The 18,895-nt window shown below is 50.1% G+C and carries 12 protein-coding genes, 1 tRNA gene and 2 pseudogenes; 7 read left to right on the forward strand and 8 right to left on the reverse strand.

The features are described 5' to 3' along the window. Together DZ54_RS17710 and yejK are read right to left on the reverse strand one after the other, a co-directional pair. The coding region (locus tag DZ54_RS17710; protein ID WP_037353147.1) for a transposase at positions 1 to 210 on the reverse strand (210 nt) is incomplete at its 3' end. 108 nt (positions 211 to 318) lie between these two features. Further along, positions 319 to 1,339: pseudogene (yejK, locus tag DZ54_RS17715) on the reverse strand (nucleoid-associated protein YejK). A 77-nt stretch (positions 1,340 to 1,416) separates the two neighbouring features. On the opposite strand from yejK, the gene DZ54_RS0100385 reads away from it, so the two are divergent. The 3 genes from DZ54_RS0100385 (at position 1,417) to DZ54_RS0100395 (ending at position 3,749) form a co-directional block, all read left to right on the forward strand. Further along, entirely contained in the window at positions 1,417 to 1,635 is a 219-nt protein-coding gene (locus tag DZ54_RS0100385) for a YejL family protein (protein ID WP_025672721.1), read from the forward strand. Between the two features lie 42 nt (positions 1,636 to 1,677). Beyond that, the gene (locus DZ54_RS0100390) at positions 1,678 to 3,558 is read left to right on the forward strand and encodes a DUF3413 domain-containing protein (RefSeq protein WP_025672722.1); all 1,881 of its coding nucleotides are present in this window, start codon (positions 1,678 to 1,680) and stop codon (positions 3,556 to 3,558) included. 114 nt (positions 3,559 to 3,672) lie between these two features. Beyond that, positions 3,673 to 3,749: transfer RNA gene (locus tag DZ54_RS0100395), tRNA-Pro, on the forward strand. 86 nt (positions 3,750 to 3,835) lie between these two features. Here the strand turns inward: DZ54_RS0100395 and DZ54_RS0100400 are convergent. Both DZ54_RS0100400 and DZ54_RS23145 read right to left on the reverse strand, forming a co-directional pair. Beyond that, positions 3,836 to 5,857: an alpha-amylase gene (locus tag DZ54_RS0100400; RefSeq protein WP_037353150.1), complete on the reverse strand. Its 2,022-nt coding sequence runs from the start codon at positions 5,855 to 5,857 to the stop codon at positions 3,836 to 3,838. Positions 5,858 to 6,025: 168 nt separating this feature from the next. Then, positions 6,026 to 8,986: a bifunctional diguanylate cyclase/phosphodiesterase gene (locus tag DZ54_RS23145; protein WP_025672724.1), complete on the reverse strand. Its 2,961-nt coding sequence runs from the start codon at positions 8,984 to 8,986 to the stop codon at positions 6,026 to 6,028. Positions 8,987 to 9,218: 232 nt separating this feature from the next. Here DZ54_RS23145 and DZ54_RS0100410 point away from each other — a divergent pair, with 232 nt between their 5' ends. After that, positions 9,219 to 9,977 carry a sulfite exporter TauE/SafE family protein gene (locus DZ54_RS0100410; RefSeq protein WP_025672725.1) on the forward strand — a complete coding sequence of 253 codons (759 nt, stop codon included), beginning with the start codon at positions 9,219 to 9,221 and terminating at the stop codon, positions 9,975 to 9,977. On the opposite strand, the gene DZ54_RS0100415 is transcribed toward DZ54_RS0100410, so the two are convergent. The 3 genes and pseudogenes from DZ54_RS0100415 to DZ54_RS0100425 form a co-directional block, all read right to left on the reverse strand. Next, positions 9,974 to 12,046 (reverse strand): DNA topoisomerase III, encoded by a 2,073-nt coding sequence (locus DZ54_RS0100415; protein WP_025672726.1) that lies wholly within the window; start codon positions 12,044 to 12,046, stop codon positions 9,974 to 9,976. The genes DZ54_RS0100410 and DZ54_RS0100415 overlap by 4 nt on opposite strands. A 116-nt stretch (positions 12,047 to 12,162) precedes the next feature. Then, a pseudogene (locus DZ54_RS17725) lies at positions 12,163 to 12,710 on the reverse strand (NAD(P)H nitroreductase). 127 nt (positions 12,711 to 12,837) lie between these two features. Further along, complete coding sequence (locus tag DZ54_RS0100425; protein WP_025672727.1) at positions 12,838 to 14,850, reverse strand: NADPH-dependent 2,4-dienoyl-CoA reductase; 2,013 nt, start codon at positions 14,848 to 14,850, stop codon at positions 12,838 to 12,840. Between the two features lie 215 nt (positions 14,851 to 15,065). Here DZ54_RS0100425 and sppA point away from each other — a divergent pair, with 215 nt between their 5' ends. Next, on the forward strand, positions 15,066 to 16,952 hold the full coding sequence (gene sppA / locus DZ54_RS0100430) for a signal peptide peptidase SppA (protein WP_025672728.1): 1,887 nt from the start codon (positions 15,066 to 15,068) through the stop codon (positions 16,950 to 16,952). A 132-nt stretch (positions 16,953 to 17,084) separates the two neighbouring features. Continuing rightward, a complete protein-coding gene (gene ansA, locus DZ54_RS0100435; protein ID WP_025672729.1) occupies positions 17,085 to 18,098 on the forward strand; it encodes an asparaginase in 1,014 nt (337 codons plus the stop codon). A gap of 208 nt (positions 18,099 to 18,306) precedes the next feature. On the opposite strand, the gene DZ54_RS0100440 is transcribed toward ansA, so the two are convergent. Then, a complete protein-coding gene (locus DZ54_RS0100440; RefSeq protein ID WP_025672730.1) occupies positions 18,307 to 18,588 on the reverse strand; it encodes a YeaC family protein in 282 nt (93 codons plus the stop codon). Positions 18,589 to 18,741: 153 nt separating this feature from the next. Here DZ54_RS0100440 and DZ54_RS25695 point away from each other — a divergent pair, with 153 nt between their 5' ends. Then, a complete protein-coding gene (locus tag DZ54_RS25695; protein WP_240473872.1) occupies positions 18,742 to 18,876 on the forward strand; it encodes a DUF2989 domain-containing protein in 135 nt (44 codons plus the stop codon). The last annotated feature ends 19 nt before the right edge of the window (positions 18,877 to 18,895 follow it).

The following is an 18,895-nucleotide window of genomic DNA, read 5'->3' on the forward strand; positions in this document are numbered from 1 at the left end:
TTTCTTCGACCATAGATTAAAGCGACGATAGACAGTGCTCCAGTCCCCAAACTCTGTTGGAAGATCACGCCATGGAACTCCTGTTCTCAAGCGGTAAAGGATCCCTTCAAAGGTCATTCTATGTTCAGATTTATTATAAATGCGGCCAGTGTTCTTCATTACTTGAAGTAGCTTTTGCCACCGCTTATCAGTTAGCATGAGTCTCGGCATGGTATGGCGTTACAGTTTGTTTTTGGCGAAAGAGATTATAACGCCTTATCATGCCGTTCAAAAAACAATCACGAAAGATCAACACGCCCTAGCCGTGTCCCGCTTTTTTTATTCATCGTCTCGGCTAGATAAACGGCGTTGCAGTTGATCTCGCAGATTCGGAGGCGTCCCTTTTATGGTGAGGGTGTCTGTGTCGGGATCGTAAAACACGCGCTCACCCATCAACATGGCATCAAAGTTCACCGATAGCCCGCCGCCTGAGCCGACAAATTTGGTTAACTTGCGCATCGTCGTACGGTCAGCAGGAAACTGCGCTTCCAGCTCATAGCCTTGCTGGTTGGCGTATTGGTAAAAATCCGTCCCTTCTGGCGTCTCTGGCAGCTCACTCGCGAGCTCTTTGACCACCACTTCATCACCCGCTTTGAGCTGATCATTGCAGTAGTCATAGACTTGCTTACGGTAATTGTTTTTTTCTTCTTTATCCAAGCGAGCATCATCACAGTAATCCTCCACCGCCTGCATCAGTCACTTGGTTTTGCTGCTTACTGTCCATGCCAACTTCCGCTTGCAAAAAATCTAGGAAGAAGTCTGCCACTTTGCGCCCGACTCGCCCTTTGATAAAGGAAAGATAGCGGTTTGACGCGGGATCCGTCTCCCAGGTAGACAAATCAATCCGAGCCGCGATGTCCATTTTGCTGACATCTAGGTATTCGGTAGCATTGACGTCAAGCTCATCGGTGACACGTACACTGTGCTTGGATTCCAACACACCAATAAACACGTAGTCGGTCGCCAGAGCACGGTAATGCGCCATCACCAAGGTGCCATTATCGGCAAACGGGTATTTGGCGAGCTCAGTGCGCAGGCGCTCCACGGCACGTTGAGAAAAAGCTCGAAAGTCCAATTCATCAGCGCGATAGGCCTTTAACCATTGCTGGAATTCACTCTCGGTGTCGAACAACGCAAACCCTTTGCCTGCTTTTGCATGATAAACCCGATGCACATCCGCCATCAGATTTTCGGTTTGCTCGCTGGGCGGCAAGGGCCCGTCGCGAAGCTGAACATTAAGCGAATCATCAGCTTGTTTGACAATTTGATGTACTATTACGTTAGAAAGCGTGAGGGTCATGATTGAAAAGATTTTCAGTAAGACTAAAGTGTGAGTTATTATACGCTGCTTTGGTTTTAATAAGACAAGATGATTTTATGCCTGTAACCTCAAAATATGATGATAAGCAAGTGGAACGTATTATCAGTGATGTTGTCAACGTGTTAGAGCAACACGGTGCATCAACAGATTTATCACTGATGGTGATTGGGAATGTCGCCACCAATATCCTTAACCACAATATTCCTGCCGCACAACGTCAGGCCTTTGCCGACAAGTTCGCCCAAGCATTAATGGCATCAATCGATAACCAATAACGCTTGCAGCAGCAGACCCTAATAAGAGAAGAATAAATTTGTATGGTTGATAGCGGAACATCGTATCGTGACAAAGTATCCCAGCTGATCAGTTGGGGGCATTGGTTTAGCTTTTTCAACATCATTGCCGCTATGTTGCTGGGCACACGCTATATCAGCCAATCTGGATGGCCTGAAACCCTATTAGGGCAAAGCTACCTGGTATTCAATTGGATTGGCCACTTTGGCTTCCTGATTTTTGCACTTTATATTCTGATCATTTTTCCCGCGAGTTTTATTATTCCGTCTCAGCGCCTCATGCGGCTGTTTGCGGTGATAGTCGCGACAGTCGGAATGATGGTCCTGCTGCTGGATATTTATGCGTATCAAACCTTACATCTGCATCTCAACCCCTTGGTGTGGGAGCTGCTTCTAAGCGGCGAAAAAACCGACATGAATGCCCACTGGCAGTATCTGTTTATTGCTGGGCCAGTGATCTTTATCCTAGAGTTGATTATGGCCGAGTGGGTGTGGCGTAAGCTGCGTAAATTAACTCGCAAACGCGTTGGTATTCCGGTTGCCACCGTGTTTTCTATCTGCTTTATTGCTAGTCATTTAATCCATATTTGGGCCGATGCGTTCATTTATAGCCCGGTCACGGCGCAACGCTCGACCTTTCCTGTCTCTTATCCGATGACAGCGAAAACCTTTATGGAAAAGTATGGCTTGCTCGATCGACAAGAGTATCAACGCCTACGCGAGCAACGCGGCCAAGAAACCAGCGAGGTGATCCGTTATCCTCTCGCGCCCCTCTCGTTTGCGCCTGACGCCAACAAATATCGCCCTAATCTATTAGTTGTGATGGTAGAAGGGTTGCGAGCCGATATGCTCAATCCAGTCACCATGCCTAACCTGCATCGTTTCGCGAATGATAATCTGTGGTTTAAGAACCATTTCAGTAGTAGCAACGATGATATGGCCGGCTTATTTGGTTTCTTTTATGGCCTGCCAGGCAGTTATGCACAAAGTGCACGAACCGAGGGCTTGCGTCCCGTATTGATGGACACGCTCAATCAACGCGATTATCAACTCGGGCTGTTCAGTGGCGACAATTTTTCTAACCCAATTTACTATCAAAGTATTTTTAGTCGCGCATTAGATGCTGACACACAGTCAGAGGCGCCGGCTTGGCAGGCTGACGCCAATGCGATTACCTCGATGCAAAGTTGGCTGCAAGCGCGTCAAGCGGATACGCCTTGGTTCGGCTATTTAGAGCTGGCCACAGTCAATGAATATGAGCAAGGCGGCGACTATGCACAACCGTTCCAGCCTGCACTTGATAGCGGGATGGCCGGTGTCGATCAGCAAACAGGCTTGGTGCTCAAAAATAGCTATAACAATGCCGCTCACTACCTGGATGAGCAGTTGGGCGAACTGATTCAACACCTAGAAACATCGGGCAAGTTAGCCAATACGGTGGTGATGATTACCGCGAATCACGGTATGGAATTTAATGAAACAGGGATGAACAGCTGGGGCTCGAACACGAATTACAGTCGTTATCAGCTCCAAGTGCCAATGGTAATGCACTGGCCTAACCAACCAGCGGAACAGATTAATCATTACAGTAGCCACCTGGATGTGGTTCCGACTTTGATGGAATCTATGCTATCGGTCAGCTCACCGGCGGACAGCTACAGTAGCGGTATCAACCTGTTTGAGCTCAAGAGCCAATCACGGAAGTGGGTGTTGGCTGGTGACAGTCGTGATATCGTGGTGATACAGCCACAAAAAACCACGGTGGTGGATAAATTTGGCAATTACAAAGTTTATGATCGCCACTATACCCTGCTTCCAGAGGGAAAACCCCAGTTGTCACTGCTGATGCAAGTGATGCATGAATTGAAGCGTTTCTATTACCCCGAAGAGCACGAGCCTCAGTAACACGCTCAAACTGACGTATAACCAAGCGATAACTGGCCAAACAATTGAAAAACCGGGAAACAATCGTTTTAGCAATTGACAGGCATCAGGCCGATTCGTAATATAGCGCTTAGTCGGTCTGTAGCGCAGCCTGGTAGCGCACTGTCATGGGGTGTCAGGGGTCGCTGGTTCAAATCCAGTCAGACCGACCAATATATATAAGCCCGTCGCTCAATGAGTGACGGGCTTTTTCGTATTGCGTTCTCAAGACGGATGAAGTCCCGCTAGGTGCGCTTGGTTATTCGGCTGGGCGGCCAACAAACGCAGCAACAACTGTATCTTCACCCAATTGGCGAGAAAAGACATAAGCGTCTGGTTGAGGGATCACTTGGTGCGTGCCCGCTCCTACCGCAGGGTGGCATTGCCTAAATTGTCCCACTTTTCGCCAGTGATTCAATAAGCCCGCTTGCATGGCGTTTCGCTGCCACACCATATCCGAGCGTGTGCCTTGGTGAAAGTCATCGCCGTAGGGGCCTAGATCGCGCCCGACTTCATCGCCGTAATAGACTTGAACCGCGCCGGGCGCTAAGAGTAATGCATTAGCGGCGCCGCGTTGCATGCTGGCATCTTTAAAGCGGCTGAAAAAGAGCTCAGTGTCATGGGATGACATATAGTTCACCGGAATGAAATCCTTTTCGGTTTGCATAGTCTTAGCATATGCTTGATACGTGGTTTCCATTTCACTTAAACAGTACGCCCCTTTGTCCATCTGCTTTTGCAAGTCAAAGTTAATTAATGCATCAAAGCCTTGGTCAAAATAGGGACTCCGGTAGGCGCTGTGTCCCCACACTTCCCCCATCATCCAAAAGGGGTCGCCCTCTTGATGGTTGGCCGTACGCCAACTTTCCAGTGCATCAGAGGTGTGTGCTTTTAATGCTCGCCAGATATCTCCGTCTACATGCTTAACCGTATCAACGCGGAAACCATCAATACCAAAACGCTCAATCCATTGGGTCTGCCACTCAAGTAAGTAGTCACTCACGGTGTAATTATCTCGTGCCTGTACACGCGTTCCGGGGTTGTCTAACAGCCATTGCGGCGGCGTCACAGGCTGGGAAGATTCGGTTTTAAAATCAGGCAACCCTGCTAGGGTCAGTGTTTTATCACTGCTGCCAGGTTCATCGTAACCCGGTAATCCTGCGCGTACCCAGTCTTTTCCCCACCACTGTTGCCAGTGCGTACTCTTGTAGTCGATCGCATCATGAAAGTCATGCCAACTCTGCCCGTCACTGGGCTGCCAATCTTGCCATTGCGCGGGTAACGCAGCGTCATTGACCACGTTAATCCCATCTTGCTGTAAATCCGCGAGCGTGGCGTAACCAGGGTGATTGACCACCGCATCCAGAAACACTTTTAATCCGCGTTGATGCGCTTCGTCGACCAGTTTTTTTAGCGTGGCGTCGTCACCAAAGTTGTTGTCAACTTGGGTGAAGTCACGCGACCAATAGCCGTGGTAGGCATAAAACGGAAAGTCCCCTTGACTGCCACCACCGACAAACCCGTGAACCTGCTCGACGATCGGCGATAACCAGATCACATCGGTGCCGAGCGATTGGATATAATCCAATTTGTCGATTACGCCTTGTAGATCTCCGCCATGAAAAGTGCCAATGTTTTGCGCGTTATCTTGGTGGCGCCCGTAGCTGTGATCATTGCTCGGTTCGCCATTATTGAACCTATCTACCATGACAAAATAGATGTTCGCATTGCGATAGGTAAAATCTGGCTCCGGCGCGTCAACCGGGGCGAGTAACACCAATCCGCTACTTTCCGGTGCGGGGGTAAGCGTTACGCTTTGATTTTTCACCGTGACAACCTGTCCACTCAGCGCCTCTTTTAATGGCGTGCCGTCGGCAAAACTCTCTCCCAGAGAGAGGGTGACCGGCCCTCCTTGGTAGCGGTGACACTGGACATCGGGCAACGGACGTTTAAACGTTGACGCTGTCTTTTTCGGTTCACGTTTAACGCGGATTGTTTGCGTCTCTGGCTGATAATAAAAGCCATAATCCCCGGCAAAACGCACGGTAAGGGTAAAGTTTGTCTTATCTTGGCAAGAAAGCGGGATAGGCGTATTAAATTTCGCGTTCTCGGGGGAAGTCGCCTGACAGTCACCTTCGATCCCTTCCACACTGATTTGGTAGGTGTTTTTACCTAACGAGAAGACCGCTGGGGAGTTGGGATCAAGCGGTCGGTCAGACTGTGTCGTTGAGGTGGTGACCGTGATATGCGGGGCCGCCGCAGTGGAAAACGAGGCCACCATAGTCAACGAGGCCACTACCGCGGTAGCCAGCCGCCGTCTAGGAAAGAAAAAAGTCATGATTGTGCTCCTTGCCATTTCCTATCAGGATAAAAAAACAGCAAGGCGTTGACATCATTCCTGCCTCTGCGCCCTAAAACTGTGAGCCATGACAATTAAAGGAGGAGCCGATTACGCATCGCCCTCGCCGTTCGGCTCCAGGCCCAACAGCTCGGTTATGTCCGCTGCGGGCGCGGGACGGCGATAAAGGTACCCTTGGCCAAACGTGCAACCTAACTCACGTAAAATAGCCTGTTGATGCAAGGTCTCGATGCCCTCGGCCACCACGCCCATCCCAAGGCTATCTGCCATTGCAATCATGGCAGACACAATCGCCACTTCCTGTTCATCCGGCGATTGGCTTTGGATATCTTTAATAAAGTGACGATCAATTTTTAGTTTTGAGATAGGGTAACGCTTAAGGTATGCCATCGACGAGTAGCCGGTACCAAAGTCGTCAATAGCAATCCCAACCCCTTTGTCACGCAATTGCTCCAGCACCTTTAGCGCATTGGCTTGGTTTTCTATCAAGGTGTTTTCGGTAATTTCTAACTCTAAAAAACACGGATCCGCGCCAGTGCGCTCTAGAGCCTCAAACACCACTTGGGTAAAGGTTACATCGGCAAGGTTGCGCGGCGAAATATTCACCGCCATAGACACATTGACGCCTGCATCCTGCCAGGCTTTTAACTGCTGACAGCCTGTCTCCACCACCCATTGCGTGATGTCGTGGATGATTGAACGCTCTTCGGCAACATCAATAAAGTGGAACGGTGATAAAAGCCCGCGTTCAGGATGATGCCAGCGCAGTAACGCCTCCACACCAATAATATCGCCGGTCACCAAATCGACCTGGGGTTGATAATATAATTCTAACTCTTCATTTTGCACACACTGACGCAACTCAACCGCCAACCGTAATTTGTGGTTCGCTTCTACCGTCAATGCATCATTGTAAAACGCATAGGTATTTCGCCCCGATTTTTTCGCGTGATACATTGCCGAATCAGCAAAGGTCAGTAGATCATCGGTACTCGAGGTATTCTCTGGGTATTGGGCAATACCAATACTGACGCCGATTTGCGCATCAATCCCGCCTTTGAGGACAAACAAGCGGTTCATGGCCTGAATCACATCTTCAGATAAGCGAATACAGGCGTTATCGTTAGCATGAATCAACCTTAGGATCACAAACTCATCACCGCCAAGACGCGCTAAAGTGTCGCCTTCATCTAAGAGGCCATCTAAGCGCTGACTCACCAATTTGAGGAGTTCATCACCGACGGTATGCCCATGGCTGTCATTGACGAACTTAAACTGGTCAAGATCGAGGAACATCAGCGCAAGCGGGTGGTGCTGAACCGGCTGCGTATTCATAGCTTGGCGAATGCGAGAGGTTAGCAGGAGACGATTGGGTAATCCGGTCAGCGAGTCATAGTGAGCCAAATCAATCAGTTTCTTTTCTGAGTCTTTGAGCTTGGTAATATCAGAAAAAACACCGATGTAATTAACCACCTCACCGTCTTCATCTTTTACCACACTGATCGAAAGAAGCTGTGGATACTCGACATCATCTTTGCGACGATTCCAGATTTCGCCTTTCCAACGCCCTTCCTGGTTGATTTGCTGCCACATGTCAGCGAAAAACTGCGAGTCATGTCGGCCTGAATTAAGAATTGACGGCTTAAACCCGACGACATCGTCTTCTTGATACCCGGTGATCGCACTGAAGCCACCATTGACGGCAACAATATAATCTTGTGCATCGGTGATCAGCACACCTTCACTGGATTGCTCAAAGATTTTTGCATTGAGCATCAGCTTACGTTCCACTTCCAGACGTTCGGACACGTCGTGGATCACGGAGAAAAGCAGGCGTGCGTTACCAACGGTAATCGGGGACGAATGAACCTCTACCTCGCGGATCTCACCACTTTTCAGCCGATGTGAAAAAATAAAGCAGTTTTTCTCGCGCTGCCTGGCTTGTGAAAGACTGGTGCTCAATGTGTCATCGGTTTGAGTATTGATGTCACTAATACGCATCGCGGTGAGCGTCGCATGGTCATAACCGTAAAAACGCTGCGCACTGTCATTGGCATCTAAGATTTCGCCACTTTTCGCGTCCAGTAACATCATTACCGCATCATGGCGTTTAAAGATACTTCTAAAGCGGTAGCTGTCATCGACCACACGACCAATCGACTGGGCAAAACTGCGTCCTGCATTAAATCGTCCATATAACCCACCGAGCCAAAACCCCAAGATAATCAACCCAACCGTCCATACCGTTGGGTGAGCGTGCAAACTTTTCCAATCGTCTTGTGGGACACCCAGTAAACGCCAGTGGCCAGAGGGCAAACTCACGGCGACGGACTCCGGGGAGTGCGTTAAGATCGAGGGTTCACCATAAATCGCGCTGAACGTATCCTCAGTCGCCTGTTTTTCTTGCAATACCACGCGCACCGGATACGCCTCACCTTCGGCAAAGCTGGCTGAGAACAAGCTATCAATATCGAGTACCGTGGATAACACGCCCCAGGGTAACCCTGTATTTTGATTCACTATCGATTGGCGTGCGATTAGGGCAGTGCCACCTTGAAGGAGATCCACAGGCCCTGAGATCACGGGCGCACTGGACGCATACGCGGCCCGTACACTCTCTAATTGCTCAGGCACATCATGATAACGCGTCCCGACTAGCGATGATGTCAGGTTCTCAGGATAAACATGGCTGATGACCCAGTTACGAGCGGCGCCAAAGTTTAGGATGTGAGGAGACTTGGCTTTTAACTGGTGAGCAAAACGGGCAAATTGGTCTTGCGTCAGATCTGGATTTAAGCTGATATAGGTCGCTATCCCATGGCTTAAATCGATGTTCTGGGTCACTTTAAGTTCAATCCGCGAGCGATAGGCCAATAAGGCGTTGCGAACGTCTTTCACTTCTTGATCATGCGCTTGTTGGTAAAGCCAAAACTCCACCGAGGCTACCGTAAACATGAAGACCATGATGGAAATAATCACATTGTAGATGAACCCGACTCGCGCCGAGCGTCGGGCGACTTTATCAAGCGCCGATGGAACAGCTTGCTGCATGACGTGACACAACCTTATCTCGCTCTGTTAACGGAGCGAACATTAACCAAAGACTTCAGGTGTAGCACGCGATTATAAAGGGCATGGGAAGAATCGCCAGTGTTACCGATCAGTTTCACCACATTGCACTGATTCAGTATGTGTAGGATCAAGCTGTTATATCCACAGATTGGCGATACAATCAGACCGCTTTTATCCAAAAAACACAACCGATTGCAAACAAGGAGTGTGTATGGCAATCAGTCTCGAATACAGTTTTATCTTGGTCAGTTTGGGTGTGATCGCAGGGATGATCAATACGCTAGCCGGTGGCGGGTCTAACCTAACATTACCCGCGTTGATGGTGATGGGGATGCCTGCGGATGTGGCCAATGCTACTAATCGCGTGGCGGTGTGGCTACAGTGTGCGTCAGGAATGACCGGTTTTCGCCACCATAACAAGCTCGATACCCAGGATATCATTCCAATATTGATACCGAATTTAATCGGTGGTTTATGCGGTGCGTTAGCGGCAGCGTGGTTGCCGGCGAGTTGGGTCAAACCCTTGCTGCTTGGTACCTTGCTCACCATGACACTGGTCATGCTGGTGAAGCCCGCCACCTTTGGCCCGCCTGCCGGGACACCAGTCAAAAAGGTATCTGGCACACCTACCGCATGGTTTGGTCTGATGCTCGCAGGCTTTTATGGCGGGTTCGTGCAAGCGGGCGTCGGATTTGTTTTACTCGCCGCGCTGTGTGGCACCTTAAACTACGATTTGGTCCGCGGTAACGCGCTCAAACTGGCGTGTACCTTGGCCTTTACATCCCTTTCACTGGTAGTGTTTATTGCCGATGACCTAGTCCGTTGGGTGCCAGGACTGATCCTGGCAATGGGTACCATGGTTGGGGCACGAATTGCGGTGCGATTTGCTATCTCAGCCAATCCCAAGGTGTTAAAAGTGTTTTTATTCGTCATGACATTGGTCGGTTGTCTCGCTGCCTACCTGTTTTAGTGCCCGCTAGCCGGTTGTCCGACAATAACGTCATTGTGAATACGATTAAACATATGATCAACAAATGCGATCAAACGTATAACCAAATTAGACGCGGTTATTGCCCCACAGCCTTTACGCGTTTTTTTTGCACCGGAAGTTGATTTCGCGGCCCCTTTACGATGACTGCTTGTGCGCCGTGTTTTCCGTTTGAACGTTTTTGTCGGTGCCACGGGTAAATCTTTTAAAGAGGCAGGCGGCGGCGCGGTTTGCACACGTTCAATCAAGCCCGTGACCTTGTCGGTTAACGCCTGCATAAAGGGGTGATAAGCACATTGTTTGTCCGCCATGTCTTGCAGCTGTCGCTCCCAATCTGCGGTCATATCTGGGTAAGTCGCACTGTCGGGTAAGGCATCAATTAATCCGGTTCCACTAGCCGTAGCATGAAGTGTTTTCCCTTGTCGGTTCAAAAGGCTGCGTTTTACCAACAGCTCAATAATACCAGCCCGAGTGGCTTCAGTGCCTAGCCCATCGGTTTCTCGTAGGATCTCTTTCAGTGCTTTGTTTTGCACATAGCGGCCAATGCCTGTCATCGCTTGCAGCAAACTGGATTCGGTAAACGCAGCCGGTGGCTCGGTCATGCAGTCTTTAATGTCGCCACGTTCACACTGCGCTTGCTCACCTTTTTCCATTAACGGCAAAGGCGTGGCGTCACTGTCTGTGGCTTGCTTGGTGGGCAATAGCGCGCGCCAGCCCGCTTGAGTGAGCACCTTACCTTTGGCAATAAAACAGCCACCGGCAATATCGAACACCAGTTTGCCTTCCGCGTACTCGGCAGGAGGATAAAACTGCATCACATATTGGCGTGCCACCAGCTGATAAATTTTCGCTTCGTCGGCTGACAGGTTTGTAGGGGCGGCTTTTGCGGTCGGAATGATCGCATGGTGCGCACCGACGTTGGCATCGTTCCATGCTTTGCCTTTCCGTTTTGGATCCGCACGATCACAAGCCTCGCTCAGTGACTGACATCCTTTTTTGATTGCGTTCAATATCTTGGGCGCTTCAGCAAAATGGCCCTTAGGTAAGTAACGACAATCAGAACGCGGATAGGTAATGAGCTTATGGCGTTCATAAAGCTGTTGGCATACATCCAGCGCTTTTTGCGCGCTAAAACCAAACCGCTTTGACGCATCTATTTGCAAGGCTGATAAATTATACGGCAGTGGTGCCGCTTGCTTTCGCTGCTGACGTTCCGCATCGATGACCGTGGCAGGCTGTCCCGCTATGCGGTTGGCGACATTTTCGGTTAAGGGCCGAGAAAGCACCCGTCCCTGTTCGTCTTGCCATTTTGCGCAGGCGTCACTAGGCTGCCATCGCGCGCGTATTTCATTTTCTTGGTGAGCAATGATTGCGTCGAGCTGATAATACGGGTGGGGAGTAAAATGTTTTATTGCTTGATCGCGTCGTACCACCAGGCCAAGCACCGGCGTTTGTACCCGCCCGACCGACAGTACGCCCTGATAACCGGCTTGTTGCCCTAGCAGGGTATAAGCGCGCGTTAGGTTCATCCCATAGACCCAATCGGCGCGTGACCGCGCTAACGCGGAAACAGACAAAGGCATGTAACCCTTGTTGTCTTGCATGTTGCTGAGCGATTTTTTAACCGCAGAGAGGTTTAAATCACTGATCAAAAGGCGTTTTATATTGGCTTTTTTGCTCTTACTGACCTTGGCATAGTCAATCACTTCATCCACCAGCAGCTGCCCCTCGCGGTCTGGGTCGCCGGCGTGGACCAAGTGATCAAATTGCTTAATCAGTTTTTTGACTACCGTTAACTGGCTAGAGGCCGCTTTGCGCGGACGTAACTGCCATTGTTCGGGCACAATGGGGAGGTCAGCGAGGTGCCATTTTTTATAGCGACTGTCATAGGCTTCTGGCTCGACTTGCTCAAGCAGGTGACCAATACACCAAGTGACCACATCGCCCTGCCCGGTTTCAATGTACCCTTTGTGATTTTTATGAGGCTTCGGCAGGCCCGCGGCAATTGCACGCCCTAAACTCGGTTTTTCCGCAATAAATAATCGTGCCATGACAGAGTCTCTTTATAAGTCGCTGCCCGCATGGTAAGCAAAGCCCGATCGTGGCGCAATAAAAAACCTGTACATATGCACAGGTTTTTATCGAGCAATGAGGTAGGCCCAGTCATTTAAAGGTAGGAGACAAACTGACTCGCATCACGTTTGGGCGCATTGGCAGCCGCACAATCGGGCGTACCTAGTACAAAAAACCGACAATATGATCATCACCTTCTACCGCTAATGCCTCTCTCACCGCGGGATGGTATGCAAATGCCCCTGTACGCCAAAAGCCTTGAAATCCTTGCGCGACGGCGGCCATTTGCATGGCATGTGTCGCGCATCCCGCCGAAATATGCTGCTCAATGGTCGGAACCTTGTCGTGCACGCGTGTGCGCGCAATCACTGCCACAACCATCGGCGCTCGAAAAGGCGCGTTTTTGGCATTTTTCACTGCCGTTTCATCCGCCCCGTTGGCCTTTGCTGCCTCAGGCCAAATGGTAGAAAGCCGTGTCAGTCCGTCTCCTTCACAAATCACAAACTGCCACGGCGTCAGGGCGCCATGGTCTGGGGCGCGTAACCCTGATTGGATAATGTTTTCTAGTGCTTCACCGCTCGGGGCTGGCGCCGCTAACCGTGGAACAGAGCGGCGCTTTAATAGTAAATCAAGTGCGTCCATGACTTATCCTTTTTAACCATTTAACGCTCACTAAATGAGCGGATACCCGCATATTAGCACAGACGCCCGCAGCTAAAGACGTGAAAATTATCCGGGTTTAAAGTGGCCAGGATGAAAGCGTCCGAGATTAAAGCGCTAAGGCCGTTTCAATCCCTTGGCGAATAGCTCGCTTCGCATCAAGCTCTCCCGCATGCTCAGCACCACCAATCAAATGGTAAGAGACACTGGCATCATCAAGCTGCTCGGCCAACGTATTTACAGATTCTTGCCCCGCACACAAGATGATCTGAGTCGCAGGGATCAGGTGTGCTTCGCCTTTAACACTGATATGCAGGCCCTCATCGTCGATTTTATGGTAGCTCACGCCGCCGACAAGATTCACACCACGCTTTTGTAACGTTTTTCGATGGATCCAACCGGTGGTTTTGCCCGGACCTTTTCCGACCCGCCCTTCGCGACGTTGCAATACCCACACCTGTTTGTCGCTTAGTGTATCGTGTCCTGGATAGAGCCCGCCCTCGTGGGTGATGGTTTTATCGATTCCCCATTCATTGAGCCAAGCATCCAAACTTTGATCTTTGGGCTCGGTGATCATGGTCGCGACATCCACACCGATCCCGCCGGCACCGATAATCGCGATATGACTTCCTAGCTCAGGCTGTTCACCAATAAAGGTCTGATAATCGATGACGCTCGGGTGATCGATCCCTTCAATGGCGGGACGACGCGGTTTTACCCCCGTGGCGACAACAATGTCATCAAATGGGCGTAGCATCTCCACCGAGACATCCTGATTAAGCGCAACCTTTACCCCAGCCTTTTCTAGACGTCGGAGGTAGTAGCGAATGGTTTCTTTAAATTCTTCTTTACCAGGAATCGTCATCGCTAAATTGAACTGGCCGCCAAGACGATCCGCTTTTTCGAACAAGGTCACCTCGTGTCCACGCTCGGCCGCTTCGGTCGCACAACTAATCCCAGCCATTCCGCCCCCAATCACGGCCACTTGTTTCACTTGGCGCACGGGGGTGGCTACCAGCTCGGTCTCATAACAGGCTTTAGGGTTAACCAAACAACTGGCGCGTTTGCCTTTAAAGACGTGGTCCAGACAAGCTTGGTTACAGGCAATACAAGTATTAATATCATTCGACTGATCGGCTTTTGCCTTCGCCACGAATTCGGCATCAGCCAAGAACGGGCGCGCCATTGAAACCATATCTGCTTGCCCTTTGGCAAGAATCGATTCAGCGACTTCTGGGGTATTAATGCGGTTGCAAGTCACTAAGGGGACGGAAACCTCACCTTTTAACTTTTCAGTGACCCAGCTAAACGCGCCTCTCGGCACCTGAGTTGCAATGGTCGGCACGCGCGCTTCATGCCACCCAATGCCGGTATTAATAATGGTCACACCCGCTTTTTCTAAACCTTTGGCCAGTGTGACCACATCTTCAAACGTATTGCCTTGCTCAACCAAATCCAGCATCGATAAACGAAAAATAACAATGAAGTCATCGCCGGCCGCTTGACGCACTGCACGCATTACCTCAACCGCGAACCGCATGCGATTTTCGACCGGCCCACCCCACTGGTCATAGCGGCGATTGGCACGGTGACAGAAGAACTGATTGATCAGGTAGCCTTCAGAGCCCATGATCTCAACCCCGTCATAGCCGGCTTCGCGAGCCAGCGCCGCACTGCGGCCAAAAGATTTGATCGTACGCCAAATCGCCCTCTCACTCATTGCAAACGGGGTGAATTTACTGATCGGCGCGCGAATCGCCGACGCACTTTGGGAAAAAGGGTGAAACGCATAGCGACCGGCATGAAGTAACTGAAGGGCGATTTTTCCCCCATTTTCATGGACGGCTTTAGTGATCGCACGGTGTGCACGCGCTGCCCGTCCAGAACTAAACTGGGCGCTAAATGGGGTGAGACGGCCACGAAAATTAGGCGAAAACCCGCCAGTTACGATTAGCCCCACTTCACCTTTAGCTCGTTCAGCGTAAAAGGCTGCCAACTTTTTGAAACCATCGTTTGCTTCTTCAAGCCCGGTATGCATTGACCCCATCAAGACACGATTTTTCAGGGTGGTAAACCCAAGGTCGAGAGGGGCTAGCATGTGGGGATAAGGGTGCTGTTCCATCGCTTGCTCACTTTTTGTTGTGGTCTGACCAGACTATAGCGCTGACAGACACGTGATTTCAAACATTCGTTTACAATCTGGCAACATAGAATCGTGAATTATTGATCTAGGTAGGACTTTCGCACTGTATTACAGAGAAAGGACGAGGATGATAGCCTATCGCTCTTAGCTCTGATCAGCTAGGATATCAGAGACATGCACCGATGGACTCACGTATGAAAAAACTGTTTCGCTTTATTGCATCCCTATTCCGATGGTTGTGGCGCATTCTCAGTTTCGCCCGCCAACTTTTGTTAAACGTCCTTTTCATTGGCGTAATCGTGGCAATCTATTTTGCTTTTACCACCGATATGCCACTGACCTCCAAGGATTCAGGCACCGCGAAAGTGGTACAAACCGATCCAGAGCCACGAGCGCTCTTGCTCAACATTGACGGTCCCATCGTTGAACAAAAAAAGCGTTTAAGCCCTGTCGATACCTTATCTCGCAATGCACTTGGACAGCCGATAGAAACCGAAAACGTGCTGTTTGATATTGTTGATACCGTGCGCCATGCTGCGACCGATGAACAGATTAACGGCTTAGTCCTCAGTCTAGGCGATATGCCTTCTACCAGCCTGACGAAGCTGCGATATATCGCCAAAGCCATCGAGGCCTTTAAAGACACAGGCAAGCCAGTGATTGCAATCGGCGGTACTTACAGCCAAAGCCAGTACTACTTGGCCAGTTATGCCGATGAAGTACTGATGTCGCCTGATGGCATGGTCATGCTGCAAGGTTACGGCAGCTACAACTTATATTGGAAGGACCTACTCGATAAGCTCGATGTGAGCACACACGTGTTCCGAGTCGGTACTTACAAGTCGTTTGTGGAGCCGTACACGCGCAATAATATGTCAGACGCTGCCCGCGAAGCCAATCAAGCTTGGTTGTCTCAGCTGTGGGATGCCTATGTCAGCGATGTGGCGAACAATCGCGGTATTGAGCCGAATGTACTGTCTCCCAGCGCTGAGCAATTACTCGCTTCACTGCGTGACTTTGATGGCGATTTTGCCGCGCTCTCTGAGCATGTTGGCATTGTCGATAAACGTATGACGCGTCAGCAAATTCGTCGATATTTGGCGGATAAGTTTGGCAGCGACGGTAAAGACAGCTTCGAATACACCGGCTATTACGATTACCTACCCAAAGTGCAAAGCGGCTTTAGCCTGCCAGGCAGTCAGAATATCGCCGTGGTAGTGGCCAGTGGCCCGATCATGGATGGGCGTCAGCGTCCTGGCATCGTTGGAGGAGATACCACCGCCGCTATGCTACGTGATGCTCGCCTTGACGACAGTGTGAAAGCGGTTGTGCTTCGCGTTGATAGCCCGGGCGGCAGCGCATTCGCCTCCGAAATTATTCGTAATGAAGTGGATGCGCTACGAGAAGCAGGTAAACCCGTAGTGGTCTCGATGTCGAGTGTCGCAGCCTCTGGCGGTTACTGGTTATCGGCCAGCGCCGATCGCATTATTGCTCAGCCAACCACGATTACCGGATCAATCGGTATCTTTAGCTTGTTCACCACCTTTGAGAACACGCTGGATGATTTAGGCGTGCAGTCTGATGGCGTCGGCACCACACCGTTTGCAGGCGTCGGCGTGACCCGGGCACTGCCAGACGAAGTAGGAGATATCATGCAACTCGGCATTGAGCACGGGTATCATCGCTTCTTATCCTTGGTCAGCAACCACCGTGATATGTCGATGGAAGAAGCCAACCAAGTGGCCCAAGGCCGTGTTTGGACCGGACAAGATGCCTTGAGGCTGGGATTGGTAGACAGCTTGGGTGACTTTGACGATGCGGTATCGATCGCGGCTGAACTGGCTGACATCGACAATTATCAACTGGATTGGATGCAACAACCACTTACGCCTCTTGAGCAATTTGTCAACGATATGCTGGGGCAAAGTGCCAATGTACTCGGTGAAGCGGTGCAATCGACGATGCCTTCAATTGCCCGCCAGTTGGCAGCATCGCCGCAGTGGCAGTCGTTAACCTTACTGGAGAAATTTAACGACCCACAAGGACGTTACTTGTTCTGTTTGAACTGTGAGTATCAGTAGGATCCACTCGCCCTGGCCGCTTGGCCAGGGTAATCCCCCTGTTTTTCTTCTATTCTGTGTGCCGCTCGGTATTACCGATGTAATCGTTACATGTATACTGTGCTCACGCTCATTAAATGCAGATTTGACATGATGGAACGTAAACATATTTATATTGCTTATACAGGTGGCACGATCGGGATGCAGAAATCGGATCATGGTTATGTCCCTGTGTCCGGCTTTCTCCAGCAACAGTTGGAAAACATGCCTGAATTCCATCGTCCAGAAATGCCGCTTTTTACTATCAATGAGTACGAACCACTCATTGATTCCTCGGACATGACGCCAACGGATTGGCAACGGATTGCGGACGATATTGGCGAAAATTACCACGCATATGATGGCTTTGTGATATTGCATGGCACAGATACCATGGCATACACGGCCTCCGCGCTGTCATTTATGTTAGAAAATCTAGAAAAGCCAGTGATTGTCACCGGCTCACAGATCCCGATTGCAGAGTTGCGCTCCGACGGGCAAGCGAACCTGCTCAATGCGCTGCATATCGCATCGAATTATCCAGTGAACGAAGTGACGCTGTTTTTTAATAACCAACTTCTGCGCGGCAACCGGAGCACCAAGTCACATGCTGACGGGTTTAACGCGTTCACCTCCCCCAACTTGCCAGCGTTGCTTGAAGCTGGGATTCATATCGAGGTAAAAGCGGACAAGCTCAATCAGCCTTCGCAAGGGCCTTTTAAGGTCCATACCATTAGCGATCAACCGGTTGCCGTGATCATGATGTATCCTGGGATTTCACCAGATGTGGTAAGAAACGCGCTTAAACAGCCCGTCAATGCGATGATTTTACTCACCTTTGGGGTTGGCAACGCGCCACAAAATCCCGAATTACTCGATTTACTCAAGCAGGCCACCGATCGCGGTGTGTTGGTATTGAATTTAACCCAATGCTTGGCAGGACGAGTTAATATGGGCGGCTATGCCACCGGTTGTGCGCTGGCCGACGCGGGCGTGCTCAGCGGCTATGACATGACGCCCGAAGCTGCGTTAGCAAAACTACATTTTTTACTCAGCCAAGACTTGCCTTTTGAAACACTTCGCACCTTGGTGCAAAAAGATCTTCGTGGTGAGCTGAGCTATTATTAGGGGGAGATCCGCGATGGCACGGAAAGATCCGTGGTCAAAAGCTGATTAACGCTCAATCTAAGATGTCACGCCGACCAAAACGCCGGCGTTTGCTATTTCACAAATACATATTTCACAAAGACATATTTCGCAAGGACAGATATAGCAAGTGCTGGTTCAACAAAGCCAAGTTAAACAAGACGTGTCACTCAGCCAACCAGGGGGACGACTAGTGCTTAGTCTCAATATCGATGCGCTGCGCGTCTTGACCGGCAAATTCACGCTTAAGCTCAGCTTTCGATTTCCAAGTCACATTGCCGCCTTTTGCGACCGTCATATGCTGAGGCTGGCTGTTATGACGTGATTGGTAGAGCATCACGGCTTGCAAGGCTTGATCGCGTTGCGCTTGATTCAGGCTGGTACTATCAGGCCATCTACCGGTTTCTACCGCGTAACACAAACGCTCGTATATTTCAGGCGTCATTGCTTTTAAAACTTGTTCTATATCCATGATTACCTCTGTATGGTCCGGTTCCGACTATTATGCCTGATCTTGGTCGGTAAACGGCATGCTTAGCAAAGTGCGCTTTATCACGCTTTCACGCATCAACTACACTCAAAGATAACGTATACTCGACGCAGTTGACTCAGGATACGACAAATAATGAATTTACGATTAATCACTGGCTATTTTTACCCTCTCAGTCTTGTCATGAGTTTACTGCTGGTGGCCGGTTGTGATGGTCAGCCAACCACCAACCAAGTATGCGAAACGCATCCTGAGTTGTGTGAAGGCTAAACATCGGTGATGGACAGTG

This window comes from Salinivibrio socompensis S35 (assembly GCF_000513715.1).
Lineage (GTDB): Bacteria > Pseudomonadota > Gammaproteobacteria > Enterobacterales > Vibrionaceae > Salinivibrio > Salinivibrio socompensis.